This is a genomic window from Streptomonospora salina (assembly GCF_014204715.1).
Classification (GTDB): domain Bacteria; phylum Actinomycetota; class Actinomycetes; order Streptosporangiales; family Streptosporangiaceae; genus Streptomonospora; species Streptomonospora salina.
Genome location: NZ_JACHLY010000001.1, coordinates 3,189,406 through 3,215,162 on the forward strand (window position 1 = coordinate 3,189,406; position 25,757 = coordinate 3,215,162).

Sequence of the window (25,757 nt, forward strand, 5' to 3'; positions counted from 1 at the left end):
TAAAGGATCCACGCGTAGCGGACACCGCAGGCTCTCAGGAGGGCACAGTGGCTGAGGCATACATCGTCGGGGCCGTCCGGACCCCGGTAGGAACGAAGAAGGGCGCCCTCGCGGGCGTGCACCCGGCGGACCTGGGCGCGCACGTCCTCAAGGAGCTGGTCGACCGCACCGGAGCCGACCCGGAGGCGGTCGAGGACGTCGTCATGGGCTGCGTGAGCCAGGTCGGACCCCAGGCACTCGACCTCGCCCGCACCGCATGGCTGTCGGCGGGGCTGCCCGAGACCACCGCCGGCGTCACCATCGACCGCCAGTGCGGCTCGTCCCAGCAGGCCGTGCACTTCGCCGCCCAGGGCGTCATGTCGGGCACCCAGGACCTCGTGGTCGCCTCGGGCGTGGAGAACATGGGCATGGTCCCCATGGGCGCCAACGCCAAGTACGCCTTCGACGCCGACCTGCCGATCTTCGGTGAGGGCTGGAGCAAGCGCTACGGCGACCAGGAGATCTCCCAGTTCCGCGGCGCGCAACTGATGGCCGAGAAGTGGGGCTACAGCCGCGCGGACCTGGAGCACTACTCGCTGGAGAGCCACCGCCGCGCCGCCGCGGCGCGCGACGCCGGATACTTCGACGGCCAGATCGCGCCGCTCGCCGGGGTCTCCCGGGATGAGGGCGTGCGGCCCGAGACCACCCTGGAGAAGATGGCCTCGCTCGACCCGCTGCGCGAAGGCTGGGCGCTCACGGCCGCGGTCGCCAGCCAGGTCTCCGTGGGCGCGGGCGCGCTGCTCATCGCCTCCGAGCGGGCGGTGAACAAGCACGGGCTCACCCCGATGGCCCGCATCGTGCAGCTGTCCCTGGTCGGCGACGACCCCGTGTACATGCTCACCGCCCCCATCCCGGCCACCCGCGCGGCCCTGGACAAGGCCGGGCTCGGCATCGACGACATCGACGTCACCGAGATCAACGAGGCTTTCGCCCCCGTCCCGCTGGCCTGGCAGCAGGAACTGGGCGCCGACCCCGCCACGACCAACCCCAACGGCGGCGCCATCGCACTGGGCCACCCGCTGGGCGCCACCGGCTCCGTGCTGATGACCAAACTCGTCCACGAACTGGAGCGCTCGGGCGGCCGGTACGGCCTCCAGACCATGTGCGAAGGCGGCGGCCAGGCCAACACCACCGTCGTCGAACGGGTGTAGCGGTCGAGCCGCCCCCACCGTCCCCTGCGGCCGGGCGGGTGCCCCGACCCGCCCGGCGCGCCGACGACAGCCTGGGTATGTGCTGAACCCTGTGAGGGAGGTGGGCATGGCCCCGAATATCGCTGATCTTGTCGGGCTCGATCCTTCCGATCCCGGGGTCCGGCGCGAGCATGCCGCAGTCGCACGCGACATGGACGTCATCGAGGCGCTCGTCGAGCGATCCGGCCGGCGCCGGTATCACGTCCCCGATCGACGGCAGGGTCTGACGGTCTGAGACCGGTGCCTCGCCCCTGGAGCGGCTCGTGGGCGCCCAGTTAGAGTGATGCGCGAGCCGCGAGCGAGAGGAGCGCAAGTGAGCATCGGGGAACGGGCACGGTACGGCGGCGACGCTCCCGTCTTCCGCTCCGCCGGGGACGGCGACGTCCCGGGCGTGGTGGAACTCGTGAACTCCGCCTACCGCGGCGACACCTCCCGGCAGGGCTGGACCACCGAGGCCGACCTGCTGGGCGGGCAGCGCGCCGACGCCGCGCAGATCGCCGAGCTGCTGGCGCGCCCCGATACACGGGTGGTGCTGGCGGAGCGCGACGGGCGGCCTGTGGCCTGCTGCGAGCTCGCCGACGGCGGCGACGGCTCCGCCTACTTCGGCATGTTCGCGGTCAGCCCCGCCGCCCAGGGCGGCGGGCTCGGGCGCCGCGTGCTCGCCGAAGCCGAGCGCACCGCCGCCGAGGAGCTCGGCAGCGCCGCGATGCGGATGACGGTGCTGCGCCAGCGCACCGACCTGATCGCCTGGTACGAGCGCCGCGGCTACCGGCGCACCGGCGCGACCGCGCCGTTCCCCTACGGCGACGAGCGCTTCGGGCTGCCCAAGCGCGACGACCTGGTCTTCGAGGAGCTGGCCAAGCCCCTGGGGGCGTGAGGCCCGGGCGGCCCCGGGTCTTCGGCGGCGGCATCAGCCTTCGTAGTGCACGCCCTCCTCCAGGCCCAGCCACGCGGCCATGCGCTCGGCCTGGGCATGCAGCTCCGCGGCGGCGCCGGGCGGCGCGTGCTCCTCGAACGCGATCCGCCGCACCAGCAGCCGCCGGGCGCGGCGGTCGGCCTTGAGATCGACGCGCGCCACCAGGTCCTCGCCGAGCAGGAACGGCAGCACGTAGTAACCGTGTACACGCTTGGCCGCAGGGACGTAGAGCTCCAGCCGGTAGCGGAAACCGAACAGCGCCTCGGTGCGCGAGCGCTCCCACACCAGGGAGTCGAACGGGCTCAGCAGCGCGCGGGCATCGACCTTGCGCGGGACGCGGGCGTCGCGGTGCAGATAGGCGGGCCGCTGCCAGCCGGCGACGCCGACCGGTACGACCTCGCCGGCCTCGACCAGTTCGGCCAGCGCCGTACGGGCCTCGGCGGCGCCGAGCCGGAAGTAGTCGCGCAGGCACTGCTCGGTGCCGACGCCGTGCGAGCGCGCCGCGATCGCCATGAGTTCGCGCCGCGCGTCGGCGGGGTCGGGATCGGGGGCGCCGTGGACCTCGTCCGGGAGAACACGCTCGGTGAGGTCGTAGCGCCGCTCGAACTGGGCGGTGCGGCCGTCGGTGGTGACCTCGCCGGACCAGAACAGGAACTCCAGCGCCTTCTTGACCAGCGACCAGTTCCACCCCCAGTGCTCGCGCGGACGGGCGGATCCGTGCTCCAGTCCGGACTCGATCCGCCGCGCGGTGGCCGGGCCGGTGCGCGCGACCTCCTCGCGCACCGCTGCGACGAGACCGGGATGTTCGTCGGCGGTGCGGCGCATGGCGCCCCAGGCTTCGCTGCGGGCGCGTTCCATGCGCCAGCGCAGCAGCCGGTGCGTGGCCGGCGGGATCAGGCTGGCCTCGTGCGCCCAGTACTCCACCAGCCGTCCGCCGCGCCGGGTGGCCGCGCGGTCCAGCAGCGCCGTGTCGTAGCGGCCCAGCCGGGCGAATACCGGCAGGTACTGGCTGCGTGCCAGCACGTTCACGCTGTCGATCTGGACGGCCCCGACGCGGTTGATCACCCGTTGCAGATGGCGGGCGGTGGGTTTGCCCGACGGCGGGGGATCGGCGAAGCCTTGGGCCGCGAGTGCGACACGGCGGGCCTGGGAGGCGGAGAGCGCGGCGTCGCGGCGGGGGTGGGCGGAAGCGGGTTCGTGCATCGGGTCCGAGACTAGACCGGGGCGGCGACAGTCGGCCACCGGCCGGTGCTGCCCGGCCGGTGGCCTCGTGCCGTCAGTCGATCGTGCGGTGGACGTCGGCCTTCGCCGACGGGCCGGGTCGGGCCGGGGCGATGAGCGGGCCGGGCGCGGAGGGATCGACGATGCCCTCCTCCAGCCACGTGTAGTGGTCGTCCAGCACGCGGCGGCTGAGCTTGCCGTCGATGTCGTCGGTGTTGTCCCACAGTGCGGTGAACAGCGCGTCGACCCGCAGCCGCGACTGGCGGCAGAACGCGTCGGCGAGCTCGTAGGCGCTGCGGCCGCGGTCGGGGTCCTGCTCGCGGTCGCTGCGGGCGCGCACCGCCACGGCGCTCATCGCGAACAGTTCGGCGCCGATGTCGACCACGCGCGCGAGGAAGCCCTGCTTGTTCTCCAGCTTGCCCTGCCAGCGCGACATCGCGTAGAAGGTCGAGCGCGCCAGCTTGCGTGACGCGCGCTCGACGTAGCGCAGATGCCCGGCCAGCGGACCGAACTCGCCGAAGGAGCCCGGGCGCTGCCCCTCGCCGACCGCCAGGGTGGGCAGCCAGGTGGCGTAGAACCCGGTCGCTTTGGCGAACGCCCGCGCCTTGGCCCGGGCGTCGGCCTCGGGGTCGATGATGTCGCCGGCCACCGACAGGTGGGCGTCGACCGCTTCGCGGGCGATGAGCAGGTGCATGATCTCCGTGGAGCCCTCGAAGATCCGGTTGATGCGCAGGTCGCGCAGCGTCTGCTCGGCGGGGACGCCGCGTTCGCCGCGGGCGGCCAGCGACGCCGCGGTCTCGTAGCCCCGACCGCCGCGCAGTTGCACGAGTTCGTCGGCGACCTGCGATGCCATTTCGGAGCACCACAGTTTGGCGACGGCGGCCTCGATGCGGATGTCGTTGCGCTCGTCGTCGGCGAACTGGCCGGCCAGGTCCAGCATGGCGGTCATGGCGTAGGTGGTGGCCGAGACGAACGCGACCTTCTTGGCCACTTCCTCGTGCTCGCCGACCGGCCGGCCCCATTGGACCCGCTCGCGCGCCCATTCGCGCGCGGCCTTCGTGCACCACTTGCCAGCGCCGACGCACATCGCGGGCAGCGACAGGCGGCCGGTGTTCAGCGTGGACAGTGCGATCTTGAGGCCCTTGCCCTCCGCGCCGATCCGGTTCTCGGCGGGCACGCGCACGCGGTGGAACCGGGTCACGCCGTTCTCCAAACCGCGCAGGCCCATGAACGTGTTGCGGTTCTCGACGGTGATGCCTTCGGAGCCGCTTTCGACGACGAAGGCGGAGACGCCGCCGCGGTGCCCGTCCGTTTCGGGTACCCGTGCCATGACCACCATCAGGTCGGCGACCACGCCGTTGGTCGTCCACAGTTTCACGCCGTCGAGCAGGTAAGCGGAGCCGTCCTCGACCGGTGTCGCGGTGGCGTGCAGCCGCGCCGGATCGCTGCCGACGTCGGGCTCGGTGAGCAGGAACGCGCTGATGTCCGTCGTGGCGCAGCGGGGCAGGAAGGCGCGTTTCTGCGCCTCGGAGCCGAACATCCGCAGCGGCTGGGGGACGCCGATGGACTGGTGTGCCGACAGCAGGGCACCGATGGCGGGGCAGACCGAGCCGACGAGGGTGAGGGCCCGGTTGTAGTAGAGCTGGCTGAGCCCCAGTCCGCCATAGGCCCGCGGGATCTTCATGCCCAGCGCCCCCAGCTCCTTGAGGCCGCGCACGACCTCGTCGGGGATGCGGTCCTCGCGTTCGATGCGGTGGGCGTCGATCGTGGAGCAGAAGTCGCGCAGCCGGGCCAGGAACTCCTCGCCCTCCTGTACCGATTCGGACGAGGGGAGCGGGTAGGGGTGGATCAGGTCCATGCGTAGCCGGCCCAGGTAGAGCTCTTTGCCGAAGCTGGGCTTGCGCCATTCGGTGTCGCGGGCGGCCTCGGCCACGGCTCGGGCCTGCCGCCCGTCGACGTGCTCGGCAGCGGTATCGCGGTTCACCGCGGTCATGTCGTCGGATCACCTCACCAGCACAGCGTGGCGCCACGGTGACTGTGGCCTGCCTCACACTCCTACCCGTCGGTAGACGGGGTGAAGCATGGGACCGCGACCGGCGCCGCCGGCCCGCCGCACCCGGCAGCCAGCAGGGCGCTACCTCCAAGCCCGGTCCTTCAGGTCCGGGTCACGTTGACGACGCGGCATGCAGCGGGATCCGCACCGTGACCGTGGTGCCTTCCCCCGGCGTCGAGTCCAGGTCGACCCCGCCGCCGTGCGCGTCGGCGATGGCGTGCACGATCGACAGGCCCAGTCCGCTGCCGCTGCCCGGCGTGCGGTTGCTGCGGTAGAAGCGGTCGAAGGCGCGCCCCAGGTCCTCGGTCACCATTCCCGGACCGCGGTCGGCGACCTCCAGCACGGCGGTCTCGCCTTCCGAACGCAACCGGACGACCACCGGTGTTTCCTCGTGGGTGTGCTCGCGGACGTTGGCCAGGAGGTTGGCCAGGATCTGGCGCAACCGGGCTTCGTCGGCGTCGCACCACAGTTCCCCGGGCGCCTCCAGCGTGATCTCGCGTCCGGGCTCCAGGGCACGCGCGTCGCGCACGACTTCGCCGGCGAGCACGGTCAGGTCGGTCTCGCTGCGCTGCAGCGCGCCCGTGCGGTCCAGGCGCGCCAGCTCCAGCAGTTCGGCGACCAGTCGGCTCATGCGCCGGGACTCGTTCTCGACGCGTTCCATCGCCCCCGGCATCTCGCCGTCGGGGATGGCGCCCTGCCGGTACAGCTCGGCGTAGCCGCGGATGGTGGTCAGTGGAGTGCGCAGCTCATGCGAAGCGTCGGCGGCGAAGGACCGCACCCGCTCCTCCGACGCGCGCTGGGCGGCGAAGGAGTCCTCGATGCGCTGGAGCATGGTGTTGATGGCCGCCGCCAGCCGCCCGGCCTCGCTGTGCGAACCCGGCCCCGGCATCCGCACCGACATGTCCGAGCCCACGCTGATGCGGTTGGCGGTGGTGGCCATGGCGTCCAGTGGCTGCAAGCCGCGCCCGATCAGCCAGCGGCCCGCCAGCGTCAGCCCGGCCAGCAGCAGGCCCGCGGTGATCGTCTGGGTCACCACCAGCCGCCAGGGGTACTGCTCCCGGTCGCCGGTGGGCACGCCCGCCACCATGATCGTGTCCGGGCGCAGCCGCACCGTCGCGCGGTAGGGCGCGACGTCGGGGGCGACGCCGTCCAGTTCGAAGATCTCGCCCGTCGCGCCGTAGTCGCGCCAGGTGCCGCTCCGGATGGTGCGGATGCGGTCCAGCACCACGTCCTCGCGGTAGCTGTCGCCGTAGACCTGGGTGATCTCGCCGGTGTCGTCGTCCAGCAGGACCACGAAGTACGGCGACGGGCTGGGCGCGTCCACGCCGGCGGGAGGGGTGTCGTTGTCCAGCCGCACCATCGCCCGCTCGGCCGTGAGCTGGAGCTGGGCGTCGATGCGTTCGGTGATGAAGCTGCGCAGGGTCAGAAACCCCACGACACAGGTCACCAGCAGCCCGGTACCGGTCACCGCGAGCAGTCCCACCAGCAGGCGCCGACGCAGTCCTCCGCGGTTGTTCATCTAGGCGCTGTCCGGGATGCGCAGGGCGTAGCCCACGCCGCGCTGGGTGTGGATGAGCGCGGGCCCGAGCGGGTCGAGCTTGCGGCGCAGGTAGCTGACATAGGTCTCCACGATCTGGGACTGCCCCTCGTAGTCCCAGCCCCACACGTTCTCCAGTAGCTGCGCCCGGCTCAGCACCCGGCCGGCGTTGGTCATCAAGTAGGCGAGCAGGCGGAACTCGGTGGGCGACAGCTCGATGGGCACACCGGCCCGCCGCACGCTCCAGGTGCGCTCGTTGAGTTCCAGGTCGTCGACCCGCAGCAGGCCCTCGTCGTTGCGGTCGGCGTCGCCGCCGTCGTCGCGGCGGGCGCGCCGCAGTAGCGCGTGCACGCGTGCCACGAGCGCTTCGACGGAGAACGGTTTGGTGACGTAGTCGTCGCCGCCCAGGGACAGCCCGGTGACGGTGTCGGAGGGCGTGTCGCGCGCCGTGAGGTAGATGACCGGGACTTCGTCGCCGGCGTCGCGCAGCTGCCGGCACACCTCGAATCCGCCGACGTCGGGTAGCAGGACGTCGAGCACGATGAGGTCGGGACGCTGCTCGTGTGCCTTGGCCAGGCACCCGCCACCGGTTTCGGCGGTATCCACGCTGAAACCGTGGAAGCGCAGCGCCGCCTGTACCAGGTCGCGGATGTTCGGCTCGTCGTCGACTACCAGGACGTGCGAGCGGGTCGCGGTCTCGCGCATGCATTCCACCTCTGAGCGGTTCCGGAGCGGCCTCCGGCCTGGCCTTCCATGATGCCGCAGCCGGGGGCGGCAGGGCGCACGCCGGCGGATGTTCGGGAATCGCGCCGATCTTGTAGCTACGGTCACGGGAAACCGGTTTCTTTGACGGTAGCTACAAGATCGGCGCCCGACACACGGAATCAGCGCTAGCCTGGCGGGGTGCGAATCGCGACGTGGAATGTCAACAGTGTCCGGGCGCGCGGCGAGCGGATCGCGGCGTGGCTGCAGCGCGGCGACATCGATGTCGCCGCCGTGCAGGAGACCAAGTGCCGCGACGACCAGTTCCCCACCGAGATCTTCACCGATCTCGGCTACGAGGTCGCCCACTACGGGCTCTCGCAGTGGAACGGCGTCGCCGTCCTCTCCCGCGTGGGGATCGAGGACGTGCAGACCGGCTTCCCGGGCCAGCCCGGCTGGGGCGAGACCGAGGCCCCCGAAGCCCGTGCGCTGGGTGCCACCTGCGGCGGCGTGCGGGTGTGGAGCCTGTACGTGCCCAACGGCCGCGAGGTCGACGATCCGCACTACGACTACAAACTGCGGTGGCTGGAGGCGCTGCGCTCCTACGGCGCCGAGCTCTTGGCCGAGGACCCGCGGACGCAGCTCGCGCTGTGCGGCGACTTCAACGTGGCCCCGCAGGACGACGACGTGTGGGACATGGCCGAGTTCGAGGGCAAGACGCACGTGACCGAACCCGAGCGCGACGCGTTCGCCCGCCTCGTCGACTCCGGGTTCGCCGAGGTCGTGCGCCCCTACACCCCCGGACCGGGGGTGTACACCTTCTGGGACTACAAGCAGCTGTCGTTCCCCAAGCGCAAGGGCATGCGCATCGACTTCGTGCTGGTCTCGCCGGCGCTGTCCGAACGCGTGTCCGGGGCGGTCATCGACCGCGAGGAGCGCAAGGGCAAGGGCGCATCCGACCACGCCCCGGTCATGGTGGACCTCGACGGCGGCGCCTGAGGGGCCGCCGAAAACGATCTCGGCGTCTCCACCGTTCTCCGGCGCGCTGCGCCGGTGAAAACCCGCGCTCGGCGGGACCGGGCCGGGCGGCGGCCCCCTGCGGCACCCGCATACCCGACGGGTTCCGAGCCGCGCCGGCGGACACGACCGGGGTCCGCGGCCGGCCGGTAGGGTCGGGGCGTGAGTTCGACCACCACTCCCTCGCACCGGCCGCGCATCGCGGTCTTCGGCAGCGTCAACATGGACCTCGTCGCCTACGTGGACACCGCTCCGGGCAGGGGCGAAACCGTCACCGGAACCCGGTTCCGCCAGGTTCCCGGCGGCAAGGGGGCCAATCAGGCGGTGGCGGCGGCCCGCGCCGGCGCCGCCGCCGCGTTCTTGGGCGCCGTCGGCGAGGACGCGTTCGGCACCCAGTTGCGCACCAACCTCGTCGGCTGCGGTGTCGGGGTCGCCGGGCTGCACACCCGGGGCGCGGCCTCGGGAACCGCCCACATCGTCGTGGAGTCCGACGGCGCCAACTCCATCATCGTGGTCCCCGGAGCCAACGCCGAGGTCACCGGCCTGCGCACGGGTGACCGGGAACTGATCGCGGGCAGCGCGGCCCTGCTGCTGCAGCTCGAACTGCCGATGGACGCCGTCGTCGCCGCAGCACGCGCCGGACGCGCCGCGGGGGTGCCGACCGTGCTGACCCCGGCGCCGGCCCGTGAGCTGCCCGCCGAGCTGCTGGAACAGGTCGATCTGCTGGTCCCCAACCAGCACGAGGCGGCGAAGATCACCGGTGAGACCGACCCGCGTGCCGCGCTGGCCGCCCTGCTGCGCACCGTCCCGGAAGCCATCGTCACCCTCGGCGGCGACGGCTCCCTGTACGGCGCGCGCGGCGGCGATCCGGTCCACGTGCCGGCCCGCGCGGCGACGCCGGTCGATACCACCGCCGCCGGCGACACGTTCTGCGGGGCGTTCGCCGTCGCCCGGGCGGAGGAGCGCTCTCCCGAGGAGTGCCTGCGTTTCGCGGCGGCGGCCGCCGCCGTCTCCGTCGGGCGGCACGGTGCCGCACCCTCCATGCCGGAGCGCGCCGAGATCGAAGAGCTGTTGGCTCGGGGCTGAGCCGGAAGCCCCGGACCCGGCTTGCGCGCGGCCGCGCGCGGCACGAGGCGGGATCCGGGCTCCGTCGGCGCGGCGCTGCGCCGGCAGGTGCGCCGGCGCCGTGCGCCTGCGTCCTCAGGACCGTGCGTCCCCGTCCGCCGTGCCGGGGCCGCGGGGTGCGCCGAGCGGCGGTCCGGGGGGCGAGAGGAGCCCGTGCGGACCGGGGCGCCGCGTCAGGCGACGTGGCCGATCTGGCGCAGGAAGTGGATGGGGTCGGTGTCCTGGACGCGGAGTTCCAGGACGATGTCGATGGTATCGCCGACCAGGCGGCCGCCCCAGGGCAGCGGCCCGCCGTCGCCCATGCCGAAGTCGGACAGGCGGACCTGGGTGTTGCCGGCGAAGAAGTGGCCGTACGTGGTGTCCGGGTCGGCGTAGTCGGGGGCTTCCCCCGCCCACTGGCACTCCAGGGTGATCGGCTGCGTGGTGCCGTGGATCGTGAGGTCTCCGTGCAGGAAGAAGGTGCGCTTCTGCCGGGAGCGCTCCTCGATCCGGGTGCTGGCGAACCGGATCTCCGGGTGGGTCTCCACGTCGAGGAAGTCCGGCGAGCGCAGGTGGTCGTCGCGCGCCTGCACGCCGGTGTTGACCGAGGCGGCGCGGATGCTGACGTCGACCTTGGAGCTCATGGGGTCCTCGGCCACCATGACCGCGCCCTTGGCGTCGCTGAACGTTCCCTGTACCCGTCCGAAGTGCAGGTACCGGGCGACGAAGATGAGGCAGGAATGGATGGGATCCAGGTGCCAATGGCCCGGTGCGGGACCGAAGTCGTAGCCCTCAGGCGGGAGTGGGTTCATGTCTGTTTTCCCCTCGTTTGTTCTCTCTCAGGCTAATATCCCGTTTCAATGTCGGACTGCACCGCTCCTCGGGTCGCGTGGCAGGGGTCCCGCGGCCGGTTCACGGCACAGGTGCGGCGCCCATTCGCCGGTCCGGGACGATCAAGGGATATCGGCACCCGGTGAAAGGCCGCTTTCGGTCCTCTTTCACATGGTCCGTTGTCGTATGACTCACACATCGCGCCCGCACGTGCAGCGGCGGTGGTCCCGCGGATCCCGCGGCTCGCGGACTGGCCGGATCCGGGCCTATCGTCCCCGTAGGGTGGCGATGTCCGCGCTGTACTCTTGTGGAGCGTATGCGCCGTGGATCCCCTGCACACTATGGAACCGGCGCCGGTGCGCCCATCCCCGACACGTCAGCGATCCGTATGAGTAGCGACACCCGAGACGCCGAGCCCGTCCCGACCCGGACCGTCAGGCGCCGGCAGGAGCGGCGCCGCAGGCGCCTGCTGCTTGCGGCGGGCACTCTTGCGGCGGGTCTGGCCTTCGGCGGCGTGTTCGCCGTGATCCTTTCGCTCAGCGGCGAAGGCACCGAGATCGGCGTGGACGAGCCGCCGCCCCCCGACGACACGAGCGCCGGCCCGACCGAGGCCCCGGTCGTCGACGGCGAGCAGCAGACCACGGCCGAAGCGACCGCGCCGGCGGCGGAACCCGAGCCGGCGCAGGAGGAGCAGGACGAGAGCGGCGACGCGGCCGGTGCGGATCCCGGCGGCGGCGCGGAATCCGGGGATACCCGGGAGCGGCCGGACTCCGGCGACGGCGACGGGACCGCCGGCGACCGTCCCGCCGGCGACGGGTCCGACGATGACGGGTCCGGTCAGGGCCGCCCGCCGTGGCGCGACGACGCCGACGGCGACCGCGACCGCGACCGCGACCGCGACCGCGACCGTGGCCGTGATCGCCCGTACGCGACCGGTTCGCCGGAGAGCGGCGACTACGACTACGGCGACTACGACTACGGGGATGACGACTACGGCGACCGCTACGGCGGATGACGCCTACGGCGGCCGGAGCGGAGACCGCCTCCGGCCGCCCCGTTCGCCGAGGCCGTGGCCGGATCCGGAAGAATCGCCCCGCCTTCGCGTGGAATGAGCACGTTGTACCCTGATCTGGCCTGTGCGCCGCGGGGCCCCTGGACTCGGTGGAACCGGCGCCGGCGCGTCCGCCCCCGAGAACCCGGTGATCCGTATGAGCAGCGACCGTGGAGACGCCGAACCCGCCATCACGCGCACCGTTCGGCGCAGGAAGGAGCGCCGAAAGCGCCGCCTGCTGGCCGGCGGCGCCGCGGCCTCGGCCCTCGCCTGCGGCGCCGCGCTCATCATGGGCATGACGCTGAGCGGCGGCGACACCGAGGTGGACGTCGACGACCCGCCCGCACCCGCGCGCTCCACCGGCGCGAGCCCCACCCCGGACCCCGTCGGCGACGGTGAGCAGCACTCCTCCGCCGAGGCGGCGGCTCCCGCCGCCACCCCCGAAACCCCTGCGCAAGCACCGCAGGACGACGGCGGCGGCGACGGCGGCGGCGAGGGCGACGACTCCGGATCGGGCGGCTCCGGCGGTGGCGGCTCCGGGGGCGGGGAGAACGGCGCGGGTGCATCCGGCGGATCCGGCGGATCCGGCACCGGGTCCGCCGGCGGCTCCGAACCGGAGGAGGACGGCGCGGGCTGCCAAGCCGGATACTCCGTCGTCGACGAGTGGCCCGGCGGCTTCCAGGCCGAGGTCTCGGTGAGCGCCGACGCGGCCATCAGCGGCTGGACGGTGACCGTCGAGTTCCCCGACGGCCAGGAGATCGACGAGTCGTGGAACGCCGAGGTCTCCGGCGGATCAGGCTCCTACACCGCGACCGGCGTCGGCCGCGACAGCTCGCTGGACGACGGCGAAAGCGCCGGATTCGGCATCATCGGCACACACGGCGGCGACAACGGCACGCCCGCGGTGAGCTGCTCCGCGAGCTGACCCCTCCGCCGCGGGAACCCCGCCCCGGCGCTACATCTGCTCCGGTGCCCGCACGCCCAGCAGGTTCAGACCGGTCTCCAGGGTGCGCAGCGTGGCCGCGATCAGCGCGAAACGGGACTCGCGCACCGCCGGATCCGCGGCCTGCAGCACCGGGCAGTGCTCGAAGAACCCGGTGAACGCCTGCGCGAGGTCGAACAGGTAGGCGCACAGCCGGTGCGGCTCCAGGGTCGCGCCGACGGTGGCCACCGTCGGGCCGAAGCCCAGCAGCGCCAGCGCCAGCTCGCGCTCGGCGGGCTCGGTGACCGCCACCGGCCCCGTGGCGCCGGCCGGGTCCACACCGCCCTTGCGGAAGATCGACCGGATGCGCGCGGTCGCGTACTGCAGGTAGGGGCCGGTGTTGCCGTGCAGCGCCAGCATCCGGTCGAAGTCGAAGACGTACTCGGAGTCGTGCGAAACCGAGAGGTCGGCGTACTTCACGGCGCCGATGCCGACCTCGCGGGCGATGCCGGCGCGGGTGGCCTCGTCCAGATCCGGGCGGTTCTCGGCGACCACCGCCGCCGCGCGTTCGATCGCCTCGTCCAGCAGCTCCATCAACCGCAGCGGTTTTCCGCTGCGGGTGCGCAGGATCTTGCCGTCCGAGCCGAGCACGTTGCCGATCTGCACGTGGACGGGCTCGACGTCCTCGGGCAGCCACCCCGTCTTGCGGGCGGTCTCCCACACCATCCGCAGGTGCAGGGACTGCGGCGCGCCGACGACGTACAGCAGCCGGCGCGCGCCCAGCTCCTCGACGCGGTACTTGACCGTGGCGAGGTCGGTGGTGCCGTAACCGTAGCCGCCGTCGCTCTTGCGCACGATCAGCGGCACCGGTTTGCCTTCGCGCCCGGTATAGCCGTCGAGGAAAACGCACAGCGCGCCGTCGCTCATCTCGGCGATGCCCTCGCGCTCCAGCTCTTCGCAGATGCCGGGCAGCAGGTCGTTGTACTTGCTCTCGCCGGCGAGGTCGGCGTCGGTGAGCGTGACGTCGAGCTTGTCGTAGATCCGGTTGAAGTACACCGTGGAGAGGTCGACCAGCTCCCGCCACAGCCGCAGCGTCTCGCCGTCGCCCGCCTGGAGGTCGACGACGCGCTTGCGTGCCCGCGCCGCGAACTCCTCGGAAGCGTCGAACTGCTCGCGCGCCGCCTGGTAGAAGGCGTTGGGGTCGGTCTTGACGAGTTCCGCCTCGGCCGATCCCTCGCCGGCGTCGAGCAGGTGCTCGATCAGCATGCCGAAGGGGGTGCCCCAGTCGCCGATGTGGTTCTGGCGGGCCACGTCGTGGCCCAGCGCCTCCAGCACGCGCACCAAAGAGTCGCCCACGACGGTGGTGCGCAAGTGCCCGACGTGCATCTCCTTGGCGACGTTGGGCGCGGAGTAGTCGATCGCGACGGTCTCGGACTCCTGCTTCGGAACCCCCGCCCGCGGGTCGTTCAGCAGATCTTGGGCCTGCGCGGCGATCCAGTCGTCGCGCAGCGTCAGGTTGACGAAGCCGGGGCCGCTGATCTCGACGTGTCGGCACAGGTCGTCGACGTCCAGCTGCGCGACGATGTCGGTCGCGACGTCGCGCGGGGCCCGGCCGAGGCGCTTGGCCAGCGCCAACGCGGCGTTGGCCTGGTAGTCGGCGAACTGGGACGGGCGGATGACGGGGTCGGTTCCGGCGAATTCGGCGCCGAGAGCTGCGCCGAGAGCGGACTGGACCCGTGCTGCGAGAGTCTCCTGCGGGGCGGCCATGGTGCAAGCCTACCGAGCTGCTAAACCGCCCGTGTTCGGTTCTGCGCTCGGGGCGCCCGGGCGGTGCCGCGCCCCGCCCTAGGTGGCGGGCTGGTCCTCGCCGCCCGACCCGGTGCGCGATCGCCGCGCCGAGCGCGCCCCGGCCTGCACGCGGCTGCGCACTTCCTCGCCGATTCCCCCCGAGGTCAGGTCGTGGGCGAGGCGGCAGGCCCGCTCGACCGCCGGAGCCCGGCTGGCGCCGTGGGCGATGACCACACTGGCGTTGAGGCCCAGCAGCACCGCGCCGCCGTAGGTTTCGCTGTCCAACCGGTTGCGCAGCTCCCGCAGCCCCTTGCGCTGCAGGAATGCCCCCGCTTTGGCCGCGGTGCTGGAGGTCATCGCCTCGGTGACGGCGTCCATGGTGAAGCGCACGGCGCCTTCGACCGTCTTCAGCGCGACGTTGCCGGTGAATCCGTCGGTGACGACGACGTCGACCTCGCCCGCCAGGAGGTCGTGGCCCTCGACGTTGCCCCGGAAATCCAACCGCTGGGACTGCGGCGCCTGGGCGGCCGCGGCGGTGAGCAGATCGGCGGTTTTGCGCGCCAACCGGTTGCCCTTGCCCGGTTCCGCCCCGATGGTGAGCATCGCGACCTTCGGGTTCCGGGTCCCGAAGGCGCTTCGGGCGTAGGCGGCGCCCAAGTGGGCGAACTGCACCAGCATCTCGGGCTTGGCGTCGGCATTGGCGCCGGCGTCGAGCAGAACGGTGGGGCGCGGGCGTGTGGGCAGCGACACCGCCAGCGCCGGGCGCATGATCCCGTGCTGGGTGCGCAGCCGCACCGTCGACGTGGTGACCACGCCGCCGGTCGATCCGGTCGAGACCAGCGCGCTCGCCTCGCCTTGCCGGATGAGCCGGCAGGCCACGGCGATGCTGGAGCGGGGCCGGCGCCAGCTGGCCAGCGCACCCTCGTGCATCGTCAACGTGTCCTCGGCGTGCCGGATCGGGACGGCGCCGGCCGCGTCCTCCTCGGCGAGCAGCCCTGCGAGCTCGGGCCGGCGGCCCACCAGCACCACGCTCAGCCCGTGTTCGCGGACCGCCTGCACGGCGCCCCGTACGGCTTCCCGGGGGCCGTGGTCGCCTCCCATGGCGTCCAGAGCGATGACCGGTCCGCTGTGCACGCCGCGCCCCGACTGGGGTGTGCTCACGCGCCCCTCCCTCGATTCACGAAAGCACCGGTCCGGACCGTCCCGGCGCCGCGCGGCCCCGAAGCCGCCGGCGGCGTAGCTGTACACGGGCAGTCCCGACCGTATGCGGACCACGTTACGCTGCCGTGTACCGGCCGCCGTGTGCGGATCGGCCGACCGTGCCCGAAAGGGCCCTGCTCAGCGGTTGGCGCCCGCAAAGCGGGTACGAACCACACGGGTTCGGGTATGACCCTTTTCCAGCCGGTTCGGGGCGATCGCATCGCCCGGCTGCCGACTGCACAACCCGCCGACGTACGACCAGGGAAGCTCGCCGACCGCGGGCTCCCCGGCTACCGCCTGCCCTGCTCCCCGTGCACGGCTGGCCGTCGCCACCAGGAGAGGAGACACGTGAGCTTGACGCACGACGCGGCACCGTCCCCGTCCGCCGGACGTCGGTTTCGTGCCTACACGACGAAGCACCTGGACGAGCTCACGGCGCGCGCCGGGCTGGGTGAGGCCGACCGCCTCGCGGTCCGGGCCGTCGCCACGGTGCTGCCGTTCCGGGTCAACAGTTACGTCGTCGACGAGCTGATCGACTGGGACGCCGCGCCGGACGACCCCATCTACCGGCTGGTCTTCCCTCAGGCGGACATGCTGCCCGAGACCGACGTCGCGCGCATGGCCGACCTGATCCGCCGGGACGCCTCGCGCCAGGAGGTCAATACGGCTGCCAACGAGATCCGCGGCCGGCTCAACCCGCACCCGGCGGGGCAGATGGAGCTCAACGTCCCCACCACCGGCGACAAGGACCCGCTGGAGGGGATGCAGCACAAGTACCAGGAGACCGTGCTGTTCTTCCCCAAACAGGGGCAGACCTGCCACGCCTACTGCACCTACTGCTTCCGCTGGGCGCAGTTCGTGGGCGAACCCGACCTGAAGTTCGCCTCCGGCGAGATCGACCACCTGGTCGAATATCTGCACAACCACCCCGAGGTCACCAGCGTCCTGTTCACCGGCGGCGATCCGATGATCATGGGCGACTCGGTGCTGCGCCGCTACATCGAGCCGCTGCTGGCCGTGGAGACCCTGGAGTCCATCCGCATCGGCACCAAGGCGCTGGGCTACTGGCCGCAGCGCTTCACCACCGACCCCGACGCCGACGACACGCTGCGCCTGTTCGAGGAGGTCGTCGCTTCGGGCAAGAACCTCGCGTTCATGGCGCACTTCTCCCACCCCAACGAAATGGCGCCCGCTCTCGTCCAGGACGCGGTGCGGCGCATCCGCGACACCGGGGCCGTCATCCGCACCCAGGCGCCGCTGATCCGCACGATCAACGACGACTCGGCGACCTGGGCGAGCATGTGGCGCTCCCACGTCCGCTACGGCATGGTGCCCTACTACATGTTCGTCGAGCGCGACACGGGACCTCAGGACTACTTCGCCGTCCCGCTGGCCGAGGCCTACGAGATCTTCCGCGTCGCCTTCGCCGGCGTCTCCGGCCTGGCCCGCACCGTGCGCGGGCCCTCCATGTCGGCCACGCCCGGCAAGGTGTGCATCGACGGGATCACCGAGGTCGCCGGCGAAAAGGTCTTCGTGTGCCACTTCATCCAGGCACGCGACCCCGAACTGGTGGGCAAGCCCTTCTTCGCCCGCTATGACGACAAGGCCGCGTGGCTGTCCGATCTGCAGCCCGCTCTCGGGGCGACACGCTTCCCCCATGAGCAGGCCCCGCGCGAGGACGCCGCCCTCGTCGGCGCCGCCCGCGCCTGACGGAGGGCTCCCGGACGCCCGGCGGCGGGCTCGTCCGGGTTCATTCGGTCGCGGCCGAGCGAACGGGCTCGGCCGCGACCGAGCACCCTGATTCCGATTGACCTGAAGCACGACTACGGCGAAACAGTTCGCCGAGCAGGCCGTGAACCTGGCCGCGGAGGGTCGGGTCGGGCCCGTCATCGGACAGACCTTCCCACTGCAGGAGGCCGCCGACGCGCATCGATCTCTGCAGGCCCGCACGGCCGTCGGACGGACCCGACTGTCGATCCGCTGAAACGGCGGCCGTGGGCACGAGCGGGTCGGTGCTTTCCCGCCGTGCGACGTAGTGTTGGGTGCGGCCTCCCCCATCTCCCCTGGGCCGGTATCGCACTCGAGGAGTCCGATGGTCGACTGGTTCGGCAGCACCGTCGTCGCGACGGGCCGCCTGCCGCTCTTCTGCTTCTTCGTCGCGTTCGTGGCCGGCTTCCTGCTGATCCGGATGAGCGTGCGGATGATCCGCGCCGGTGTCCGCTGGTGGCCGGGCGATCTGCGGCCGGGCGGCCTGCACATCCACCACGTGGTCTTCGGCGTGGGCCTGATGATGGTGGGCGGTGTCGCGGCGCTGGTGGTCCCCGACCGCCAGGGCGTGCCGATCGCCGTCGCCGCGGCGCTGTTCGGGCTGGGATCGGCGCTGGTGCTCGACGAGTTCGCGCTGATCCTGCATCTGCGCGACGTCTACTGGACCGAGAAGGGCCGCGCTTCGGTGGACGCGGTGTTCGTCGCCGTGGCGCTGACGGGTCTGCTTCTGACAGGGCTGCGCCCCTTCGGGTGGGGCTGGCTGCACAGCGCGGGCTCCGGCGGCTGGGAGACCGGGATCCAGGCGGGGCTGCTGGCGCTGGCCCTGGTCAACCTGGCGGGGTCGGTCGTCAGTCTGCTCAAGGGCAAGATCTGGACCGGGCTGACCGGCGTGTTCCTGCCGGCGATCTCGATCGTCGCGGCCGTGCGCCTGGCCGTGCCCGGATCACCGTGGGCGCGCTGGCGCTATCCGGACGGTTCGGCGAAACTGGACCAGGCGATCCGCCGTGACCTGCGCGTCCGCCGGCCCCTGATCAAGGCCAAGATCCGCGTCCAGGAACTCATCGCCGGGCGCCACGACCTGGAGCCGCCCGCCGATCCGGGGGCCGGCCGCGGGGCGGGGGACCCGTCCGTGCTCTCCCGGACGGGCTGAGCACCTCCCGGGCGAGGCGGCCGGGGTCGTCTACAGTGGTCCGACGATGGCTTCTTCGCGCGAGCACACCGCCCGGAACCGGCACCGCGGGCTGGTGATCGGCGTCGACATCGGCGGCAGCAAGGTGGCGGCCGGAGTGGTGACCCCCGGCGGCAGCATCCTCGCGCGCTCCCGTGCCGAGACCCCCGACCGCAGCAAGAGCCCCGAAATCGTCGAGGACACCATCGCCGGCATCGTCGCCGAACTGCGGCGCGACTATCCGGTGCGCGCGGTCGGCGTGGGCGCGGCGGGATTCGTCGACGAGCAGCGCGCCACCGTCCTGTTCGCGCCGCACCTGTCCTGGCGCGAGGAGCCGCTGCGCGAGTCGCTGCGCACCCGGCTGCATCTGCCGGTGGTGGTCGAGAACGACGCCAACGCCGCGGCGTGGGCCGAGGCCCGGGTGGGAGCCGGGCGCGGTGCCGCCGACACGGTGGTGGTCAACCTGGGTACCGGGATCGGCGGCGCGGTCGTGATCGGCGGCGAGCTCTACCGCGGCCGCCACGGCATGGCCGGGGAGTTCGGGCACATGACGGTGGTGCCCGGCGGTCTGCGCTGCGAGTGCGGCAACCGCGGCTGCTGGGAGCAGTACGCCAGCGGGAACGCGGTCACCCGTGAGGCGCGCGAGCTGGCCGCCGCGGATTCTCCGATGGCGCGGGGCTTGTTGAGCGCCGCGGCCGGCACCCCGTCGCGGATCACCGGTGGTCTGGTGAGCGAGCTGGCGCGCAGCGGCGATATGGCCTGTGTGGAGCTGCTGGAGGAGGCGGGCGACTGGCTGGGGACGGGCCTGGCCAATCTCGCGGCGGCGTTCGATCCGGAGCTGTTCGTCATCGGCGGCGGTGTCTCGCAGAGCGGGGAGCTGCTGCTGGGTCCGGCCAGACGGGCGTTCCGGCGCGCCCTGACGGGGCGCGGCTACCGGCCCGAGCCGGGCGTCGTGCCCGCCGAGCTGGGCAACCAGGCCGGGCTCATCGGGGCCGCCGACCTGGCCCGGGACGCGCTGCCGCGCCGGCGCCAGGGCCGCCGGCAGAGCCGCATCGGCAGCGCGGTCCGCATCCCCGGCCGCCGGTGGTGAATCCGTCCGATCCCGCCGGACGTGATCGGTCGGGTGCCCGGAACCGCGGCCGAGCGGCCGGCTCCCGGTCCGGGGCCCGGCACCGCGCGCGGACGGACGCCCGGCCGGCCCCGCCGCCTACACCCGGTGACCGGGGCCGGGGCACGCGCGTCCGGATAAACCGAACCTCGTTCTAGTCGGCGCGGTGCGGGGTCTGTAGAGTGCCGCACATGGAGCTGAATGGAGTTGCCGCCCTGGTTTCCGGCGGCGCAAGCGGGCTGGGTGAAGCCACCGTCAAGGAACTCGCCTCGGCGGGTGCGACCGTCGTCGTCGCCGACCTGAACAGCGAGCGCGGCGAGGCGCTGGCCAAGGAGGTCGGGGGCGTGTTCGTATCCACCGACGTCTCCGACGAGGAGCAGGTGCAGGCGGCGGTGCAGGCGGCCGTCGGCACCGGCAAGCCGCTGCGCGTGGCGGTGTCGTGCGCGGGGATCGGCTGGGCCACCCGCACCGTCGACAAGGCGGGCGCGCCCCACGACCTCGCCAGCTACAAGAAGGTCGTCGAGGTCAACCTGATCGGCACCTTCAACGTGCTGCGGTTGGCCGCGTCGGCGATGTCGCAGAACGAGCCCGCCACCGAGGACGGCGAGCGCGGCGCGATCGTCAACACGGCGTCGGTCGCCGGCCTCGAAGGCCAGATCGGCCAGATCGCCTACTCGTCCTCCAAGGGCGGGATCATCGGCATGACCGTGCCCGCGGCCCGCGACCTGGCCGCCGCCGGCATCCGCGTGAACACCATCGCGCCCGGCATTCTGGACACGCCGATCTACGGCGAGGGCCCCGAGTCCGAGGAGTTCAAGCAGCGCCTGGCCTCCCCGGTGCCGTTCCCCAAGCGCCTGGGTACGCCCGGCGAATTCGGCAAGCTGGCCCGAGCGCTGGTCGAGAACGGCTACATCAACGCCGAGACCGTCCGGCTCGACGGCGGCCTGCGGATGCCGCCGAAGTAGTGCCGTCCGCGGCGGGGCGGGCGCGTCCGGCGCTTCCCCGCCGTCCACCACGCCGACCGAGTAAAGGAGCGCGATGAGCGACGAGGTGAGCTTCACCGCCGAAAACGGCGTCGCCGTCATCACTATCGACCGCCCCAAGGCCAAGAACGCGGTCAACGCCGCCGTGGCCCAGGGCGTCGCCGCGGCCCTGGACGAGCTGGACTCCCGTACCGACCTGGTCGTGGGCATCCTGACCGGCGCGGGGGAGACCTTCTGTTCGGGCATGGACCTCAAGGCGTTCATGCAGGGCGAGGTTCCCACCGTCGAAGGGCGCGGCTTCGCCGGCTTCGCCCAGCGGCCGCCGCGCAAGCCGCTGATCGCGGCGGTGGAGGGCTACGCGCTGGCCGGGGGCTTCGAGGCGGTACTGGCCTGCGACCTGGTGGTCGCCGCCGACGACGCGAAGTTCGGCATCCCCGAGGTCAAGCGCGGGCTGGTGGCCGGCGGCGGCGGGTTGCTGCGCCTGCAGCGCCGCATCCCCCGCAACATCGCCATGGAGTTCGCGTTGACCGGCGACTTCGTCGATGCGCCGCGCATGGCCGAGCTGGGCCTGGTCAACAGCGTGACCGCTCCGGGAGGCGCGCTGGAGGGCGCCCGCGGACTCGCGGAGCGCATCGCGGCCAACGCCCCGATGTCGGTCGCCGTCTCCAAGGAGGTCATCGGCGCCTCCGACGACTGGTCGAGCGAGGAGATGTGGCAGCGCCAAGACGAGATCGCCGGCCCGGTGTTCGTCAGCCACGACGCCATGGAGGGCGCGGCGGCCTTCGCCGAGAAGCGCGCGCCGCAGTGGAAGGGCGAATGAGCCCGTAGCCGGTTCCAGCGCGGCGGGCGGACCCCGTCCGCCGCGCTGCGGTCGCCGGTCCGCCGAAAAAGAGCGCGAGGGTAGCACCGCTTTCCGGAGAGCCGTGCCGGTGAAAACCCCGCGATAGTCGGGACCGGTAGGTGAACGTCGGATCCGCCGTGAGCGCGTCCCAGTCCTCTCGTGCCGCTCCCTTGAGGGCGGTGACCGTGTACTCGTGGTGGAGGCGGAACCCCGGCCATGACAGCTGTCATGCGCGGACACGGGCACCCTTCACGGCCGGCCGGTGACATCGGAATCTGGGCCGGACGGGGGCGCGGCGGAAGAATCGTTCCCATGAGCACAGCAGAGCAGCCGCCGACCGGGACCGGTTCCGGCGAGCACGCCATCAGCGTCCGCGACCTGCGGCAGAACTACGGCGACTTCGAAGCGGTGCGCGGGATCTCCTTCGACGTCGGGCGGGGGGAACTGTTCGCGCTGCTGGGCACCAACGGCGCCGGCAAAACCACCACCGTCGAGACCTTGGAGGGGTTCCGCCGCCCCAGCGCGGGATCGGTCCGCGTCCTGGGCGCCGACCCCTACGGGCAGCCGCCCGAGCTGCGCGACCGTGTCGACGCCGTACTCCAGCACAGCGGGCTGTTCCCGGAGCTGACCACGGCCGAGACCGTCGACCTCTCCCGCGACCTCGCCGCCGACCCCATGGACCGCGACGCGGTACTGGAACTGACGGGGCTCACCGACAAGGCCGGGGTGCAGGTGCGCCAGCTCTCCGGCGGGCAGAAGCGCCGGCTCGACCTGGGGCTGGCCGTGCTCTCGCGGCCCGAAGCGCTCTTCCTGGACGAGCCGACCACCGGAATGGACCCCGAGGCGCGGCGCGCCACGTGGGACACCATCGCCGGCCTGGTCCGCGAGGGCATGGCCATCCTGCTGACCACGCACTACCTGGAGGAAGCCGAGCGCCTCGCCGACCGGCTGGCCATCATGCACCGCGGCGAGACCAGGGCCGAGGGCACCGTGCGCGACGTCGTCGTCCGGTGGGGCGACCGCATCGCCTTCCGCATGCCCGCCGGCGTCCGTTTCGAGGACCTGCCCGCCCTGCCGGGCGCCACCGCGGCGGCCGAGCTCCGCGGCGGTGAAGCCTGGGTCTGCTACACCGTGCGCGGCGACGACGCCGACCGCCGCGCCCACCGCGCCATGGAGCCGCTGCTGGAGTGGGCCCGGAGCAGCGGCACGGCCCTGGACCGGCTGGAGCTGCGCAGCGCCTCCCTGGAGGACGTCTTCCTCAGCGTCGCCGAGGGGGCCGCCGAGGTGGTCTCCGGCGGACCGGGATCCGACTGAGGCGCACCCGCGCCCGAACGCCCACGAGCCCGCACCGCACCACAGCAGAGGACACAGCGATGACCACTCAGCAGACGGCCGACGCCGCGCCGGCCGGGACCGCGGGGGCGCGGCAGCGCCGGCCCGTGAGCCCCCTCCGCCAGACGTTGCGGCTCACCCGCACCGAATTCACCCTCATGTACCGCTACCGCACGGCCCTGTTCTTCGTGCTGTTCCCGCTGGTATTCGTCTTTCTGGGAGTCGTCTCCCAGGGGGAGTCGCCCGTTCCCGGCGTCTCCAACGAGACCTTGGCGCTGACGGGTTCCCCGGCCGCCATCATCATGATGATCGGCGTCATGCACGTCTCCAACACCTACGCGGCCCGCCGCGAGCAGCTCATCCTCAAGCGCTTCCGCGCCAGCGGGGTGCCGCCCGTCGCGCTGTTCGGCGCGACCACGCTTTCGGTGCTGGCCGTGGTCGTCCTGCTCACCGCCGTGCCGTGGGGTGTCCTGATCGCCCAGACCGGCGAGGTCCCGGCCGACCCGGTGATGGTCGCGCTGGCCGTGGTGCTCAGCACGGTCACCATGGTGCTGCTGGGTGCCGCGTTGACCCGGCTCGCGCGCAACGCCGAGGGTACGCAGATGATGAGCATCGTGCCGTTCCTGGCGCTGTACGCCTCCAGCGGGCTGATGATCCCGTTGGAGATGATGCCCGACCAACTCGCGACCGCCAGCCGACTGCTGCCGATGGCGCCCGTGGTGGAGCTGCTGCGCGGCGGATACACCGGCAACGACGTGTTCGGTGACCTGGTCGGCGCGAGCCCGGCGACGGGGCTGGACCTGTGGGCGGCCGCGCTGCCGTCGCTGGCGGTGGTGCTGGCCTGGACGGCGCTGTCGGTGCTGTCGCTGCGCTACTTCCGCTGGGATCCGCGCCAGCCGGGCTGAGTTTTCGCGACCGCCGGCGGGCGACGGGCGCGTTCCCGCCGGCGGCACGGAGTGGCGGGGGCCGGAGGACGGCCGGTCCCGCCGCCCGTGCGTCCGCGCCGCCCGCGGAGTCCGGGAGCGCAGGCGTCTAGGGTGAACGGCGCGGACGCGACGGCGCCGGACAGGAGGGGAGGACCGGGTGGCGGACCACGACACGGCGGAACTGGCGCACTCGGACCGCAGCGGGCGCCGGATCGACCGCGCGCGCCGGATCGTGCTGCTGCTGTCGATGAGCACCCCGGTGTTCTGCGTGCTGCCCCCCGTCTTCGCGGCCGTTGACATCGGCGGGCCCGGGGACGGGACGCTGGCGACCTTCGCCAGCCGTGCGCCCGGCAGCGCGGGTGCGGCGCTGTCGGGCGCCGGGGTGTTGTGCTCGCTCGTCCTGGCCTATGCGTCGATGCGGGTGATCCGCACCCGGATCGACCGCCCGGCGACCGCGCTGCGTCGCGACGTCGTGGTGTCCTACCTGGCGCTGCTCGGCACGGTCGGTCTGCTGGGCCCCAATCCCGCCGCGCTGACCGCTCCCCAGTTCTGGGCCGCCAGTGTCGCCGTCACCGGTCGGCGCCGGCACAAGGCCGGGTACACGGTGCTGATGCTCGCCGCGGGGATCGTGCCGTTCCTGGCGGCGAGCGTCGGAATGCCGCTGATCGAGGCGGTGGTCATCAGCGGCGTGCTGGCGGCGCTGCACCTGATCGTCTTCGTCGTCATGCTGGCCAGCAACGCCGCCATCATCTCCCTGTGGGACGTCGTCACGGAGGCCCACGCGGCCCGCGACGCCCAGGCGCGCCTGGCGGTCTCCGAAGAGCGGCTGCGTTTCGCCCGCGATATGCACGACCTGCTGGGACACAGCCTTTCGGCGCTCGCCGTCAAGAGCGAACTGGCCGCCCGGCTCGCCGAGATCGACCCGCAGGCGGCCTCCCGCGAGATGACCGCCGTGCAGCACTTGGCCCGCGACGCGCTGCGCGAGGTGCGCACCGCCGTGTCCGGTTACCGCGACGTGGATCTGGCCGCGGAGTCCGCGGGAGTCCAGGCCGTGCTCACCGCCGCGGGCGTGCGCTGCACCGTGGCCGGTGCCGACGTCGACGTTCCCGCCGACCAGCGGTCGATCGCCTCGTGGGTCGTGCGTGAGGGCACCACGAACGTGTTGCGCCACAGCACGGCCAAGAACTGCGCCGTCACCCTGCGCCGGGACGGCGGCACACTGGTCGTCGAGGTCTTCGACGACGGCGCGCAGCCGGGCGGCGGCGCCGCGTCCTTCGGCAACGGGCTGTCGGGACTCGGCGAGCGGGTCTCCGCCGCCGGCGGAGCGCTCACCGCCGGTCCGGCCTCCGCCGGGACGGGTTTCCTGCTGCGCGCCGTCGTGCCGCTGCCGGAGCGCCGCGGCGGAGGGAACACAGGCGACGAGCCGTCGGGCCGAGAGGACGTGACCGCGTGATCCGAGTCGTACTCGCCGACGACGAGCACCTGGTGCGCGGCGCGATCGCGGCCCTGCTCGGGCTGGAGCCCGACCTGGAGATCGCAGCCCAGGTCGGGAGGGGTGACGAGGTCGCCGACGCGGTGGTCCGCACGGGCGCCGGAATCGCGGTGCTGGACATCGAAATGCCCGGTACGGGCGGGCTGGAGGTCGCCGCCGAACTGCACGGATCGGCGCCGGACTGCGGCGTACTGATGCTCACCAGCTTCGGCCGCCCCGGCTACCTGCGGCGTGCGCTGGCCGCCGGGGCGCGGGGGTTTCTGGCCAAGGACGCCCCGGTCGACGAGCTCGCCGGCGCGATCCGCAAGGTGCACGCGGGCGGGCGCTACATCGACACCGAGCTGGCCGCAGCGGCCATGGCCTCCGGCGAGAGCCCTCTGACGGCGCGTGAAGCCGAGGTGCTGCGCGCGGCATCCGAGGGAGGGGCGGTGGCCGACATCGCCCGTTCCCTGCACTTGACCGAGGGCACCGTGCGCAACTACCTCTCCAGCGCCATCACCAAGACCGGCGCCGCCAACCGCATGTCGGCGATCCGCACGGCGCAGGGCATGGGGTGGCTCTGACGGCCG

Annotated in this window: 23 protein-coding genes and 1 pseudogene; 17 read left to right on the top strand and 7 right to left on the bottom strand. The window is 72.6% G+C overall.

Annotated features, from left to right (window positions below):
• Positions 1 to 47 precede the first annotated feature (47 nt).
• The 3 genes from HNR25_RS14610 (at position 48) to HNR25_RS14620 (ending at position 2,106) form a co-directional block, all read left to right on the top strand.
• On the top strand, positions 48 to 1,190 hold the full coding sequence (locus HNR25_RS14610; protein ID WP_184635931.1) for an acetyl-CoA C-acetyltransferase: 1,143 nt from the start codon (positions 48 to 50) through the stop codon (positions 1,188 to 1,190).
• A 106-nt stretch (positions 1,191 to 1,296) separates the two neighbouring features.
• Entirely contained in the window at positions 1,297 to 1,464 is a 168-nt protein-coding gene (locus tag HNR25_RS14615) for a hypothetical protein (RefSeq protein WP_160167866.1), read from the top strand.
• Positions 1,465 to 1,542: 78 nt separating this feature from the next.
• Positions 1,543 to 2,106: a GNAT family N-acetyltransferase gene (locus HNR25_RS14620; RefSeq protein ID WP_017542351.1), complete on the top strand. Its 564-nt coding sequence runs from the start codon at positions 1,543 to 1,545 to the stop codon at positions 2,104 to 2,106.
• A gap of 33 nt (positions 2,107 to 2,139) precedes the next feature.
• Here the strand turns inward: HNR25_RS14620 and HNR25_RS14625 are convergent, their stop codons facing one another.
• From HNR25_RS14625 to HNR25_RS14640, 4 genes are all read right to left on the bottom strand, one after another.
• A complete protein-coding gene (locus tag HNR25_RS14625) occupies positions 2,140 to 3,348 on the bottom strand; it encodes a winged helix-turn-helix domain-containing protein (RefSeq protein WP_184635935.1) in 1,209 nt (402 codons plus the stop codon).
• Positions 3,349 to 3,421: 73 nt separating this feature from the next.
• Positions 3,422 to 5,359, bottom strand: a complete 1,938-nt coding sequence (locus HNR25_RS14630) for an acyl-CoA dehydrogenase family protein (RefSeq protein ID WP_184635937.1) — start codon at positions 5,357 to 5,359, stop codon at positions 3,422 to 3,424.
• A gap of 172 nt (positions 5,360 to 5,531) precedes the next feature.
• Positions 5,532 to 6,938, bottom strand: coding sequence for a sensor histidine kinase (locus tag HNR25_RS14635; RefSeq protein ID WP_184635939.1), 1,407 nt, complete (start codon positions 6,936 to 6,938; stop codon positions 5,532 to 5,534).
• Positions 6,939 to 7,661, bottom strand: a complete 723-nt coding sequence (locus HNR25_RS14640) for a response regulator transcription factor (RefSeq protein WP_017542346.1) — start codon at positions 7,659 to 7,661, stop codon at positions 6,939 to 6,941.
• Between the two features lie 198 nt (positions 7,662 to 7,859).
• On the opposite strand from HNR25_RS14640, the gene HNR25_RS14645 reads away from it, so the two are divergent.
• Positions 7,860 to 8,657, top strand: coding sequence for an exodeoxyribonuclease III (locus tag HNR25_RS14645; RefSeq protein ID WP_017542345.1), 798 nt, complete (start codon positions 7,860 to 7,862; stop codon positions 8,655 to 8,657).
• A gap of 180 nt (positions 8,658 to 8,837) precedes the next feature.
• Positions 8,838 to 9,761 (top strand): ribokinase, encoded by a 924-nt coding sequence (locus HNR25_RS14650; RefSeq protein WP_312862547.1) that lies wholly within the window; start codon positions 8,838 to 8,840, stop codon positions 9,759 to 9,761.
• 212 nt (positions 9,762 to 9,973) lie between these two features.
• Here HNR25_RS14650 and HNR25_RS14655 read toward each other — a convergent pair whose 3' ends face one another.
• Positions 9,974 to 10,591, bottom strand: coding sequence for a YceI family protein (locus HNR25_RS14655; protein ID WP_017542342.1), 618 nt, complete (start codon positions 10,589 to 10,591; stop codon positions 9,974 to 9,976).
• A gap of 407 nt (positions 10,592 to 10,998) precedes the next feature.
• On the opposite strand from HNR25_RS14655, the gene HNR25_RS14660 reads away from it, so the two are divergent.
• On the top strand, positions 10,999 to 11,625 hold the full coding sequence (locus HNR25_RS14660; RefSeq protein ID WP_184635941.1) for a hypothetical protein: 627 nt from the start codon (positions 10,999 to 11,001) through the stop codon (positions 11,623 to 11,625).
• Between the two features lie 193 nt (positions 11,626 to 11,818).
• Positions 11,819 to 12,586, top strand: a complete 768-nt coding sequence (locus HNR25_RS26545; protein WP_184635943.1) for a cellulose binding domain-containing protein — start codon at positions 11,819 to 11,821, stop codon at positions 12,584 to 12,586.
• Between the two features lie 30 nt (positions 12,587 to 12,616).
• On the opposite strand, the gene argS is transcribed toward HNR25_RS26545, so the two are convergent.
• Together argS and plsX are read right to left on the bottom strand one after the other, a co-directional pair.
• Positions 12,617 to 14,350, bottom strand: coding sequence for an arginine--tRNA ligase (gene argS / locus HNR25_RS14670; protein ID WP_017542339.1), 1,734 nt, complete (start codon positions 14,348 to 14,350; stop codon positions 12,617 to 12,619).
• Positions 14,351 to 14,428: 78 nt separating this feature from the next.
• A complete protein-coding gene (plsX, locus tag HNR25_RS14675; RefSeq protein ID WP_051061226.1) occupies positions 14,429 to 15,532 on the bottom strand; it encodes a phosphate acyltransferase PlsX in 1,104 nt (367 codons plus the stop codon).
• A 387-nt stretch (positions 15,533 to 15,919) separates the two neighbouring features.
• Between plsX and HNR25_RS14680 the strand changes: the two genes are divergently transcribed.
• The 10 genes and pseudogenes from HNR25_RS14680 to HNR25_RS14725 all read left to right on the top strand — a co-directional run bounded on the left by HNR25_RS14680 (position 15,920) and on the right by HNR25_RS14725 (position 25,751).
• Positions 15,920 to 17,281 carry a KamA family radical SAM protein gene (locus tag HNR25_RS14680; protein ID WP_026128863.1) on the top strand — a complete coding sequence of 454 codons (1,362 nt, stop codon included), beginning with the start codon at positions 15,920 to 15,922 and terminating at the stop codon, positions 17,279 to 17,281.
• 130 nt (positions 17,282 to 17,411) lie between these two features.
• Positions 17,412 to 17,555: pseudogene (locus HNR25_RS14685) on the top strand (zinc-binding dehydrogenase); the annotation flags it as partial.
• A gap of 108 nt (positions 17,556 to 17,663) precedes the next feature.
• Entirely contained in the window at positions 17,664 to 18,488 is an 825-nt protein-coding gene (locus HNR25_RS14690) for a hypothetical protein (protein ID WP_017542336.1), read from the top strand.
• A 46-nt stretch (positions 18,489 to 18,534) separates the two neighbouring features.
• Positions 18,535 to 19,596, top strand: a complete 1,062-nt coding sequence (locus tag HNR25_RS14695; RefSeq protein ID WP_184635947.1) for an ROK family glucokinase — start codon at positions 18,535 to 18,537, stop codon at positions 19,594 to 19,596.
• A 209-nt stretch (positions 19,597 to 19,805) separates the two neighbouring features.
• On the top strand, positions 19,806 to 20,579 hold the full coding sequence (locus HNR25_RS14700; RefSeq protein ID WP_184635949.1) for an SDR family NAD(P)-dependent oxidoreductase: 774 nt from the start codon (positions 19,806 to 19,808) through the stop codon (positions 20,577 to 20,579).
• A gap of 73 nt (positions 20,580 to 20,652) precedes the next feature.
• The gene (locus HNR25_RS14705; protein WP_184635951.1) at positions 20,653 to 21,417 is read left to right on the top strand and encodes a crotonase/enoyl-CoA hydratase family protein; all 765 of its coding nucleotides are present in this window, start codon (positions 20,653 to 20,655) and stop codon (positions 21,415 to 21,417) included.
• A gap of 333 nt (positions 21,418 to 21,750) precedes the next feature.
• Positions 21,751 to 22,752 (top strand): ABC transporter ATP-binding protein, encoded by a 1,002-nt coding sequence (locus HNR25_RS14710; RefSeq protein ID WP_017542332.1) that lies wholly within the window; start codon positions 21,751 to 21,753, stop codon positions 22,750 to 22,752.
• Positions 22,753 to 22,811: 59 nt separating this feature from the next.
• Positions 22,812 to 23,675: an ABC transporter permease gene (locus HNR25_RS14715; protein ID WP_017542331.1), complete on the top strand. Its 864-nt coding sequence runs from the start codon at positions 22,812 to 22,814 to the stop codon at positions 23,673 to 23,675.
• Positions 23,676 to 23,853: 178 nt separating this feature from the next.
• The gene (locus tag HNR25_RS14720) at positions 23,854 to 25,149 is read left to right on the top strand and encodes a sensor histidine kinase (protein WP_312862548.1); all 1,296 of its coding nucleotides are present in this window, start codon (positions 23,854 to 23,856) and stop codon (positions 25,147 to 25,149) included.
• Positions 25,146 to 25,751 (top strand): response regulator transcription factor, encoded by a 606-nt coding sequence (locus HNR25_RS14725; RefSeq protein ID WP_017542329.1) that lies wholly within the window; start codon positions 25,146 to 25,148, stop codon positions 25,749 to 25,751. The genes HNR25_RS14720 and HNR25_RS14725 overlap by 4 nt, the downstream gene beginning before the upstream one ends.
• The last annotated feature ends 6 nt before the right edge of the window (positions 25,752 to 25,757 follow it).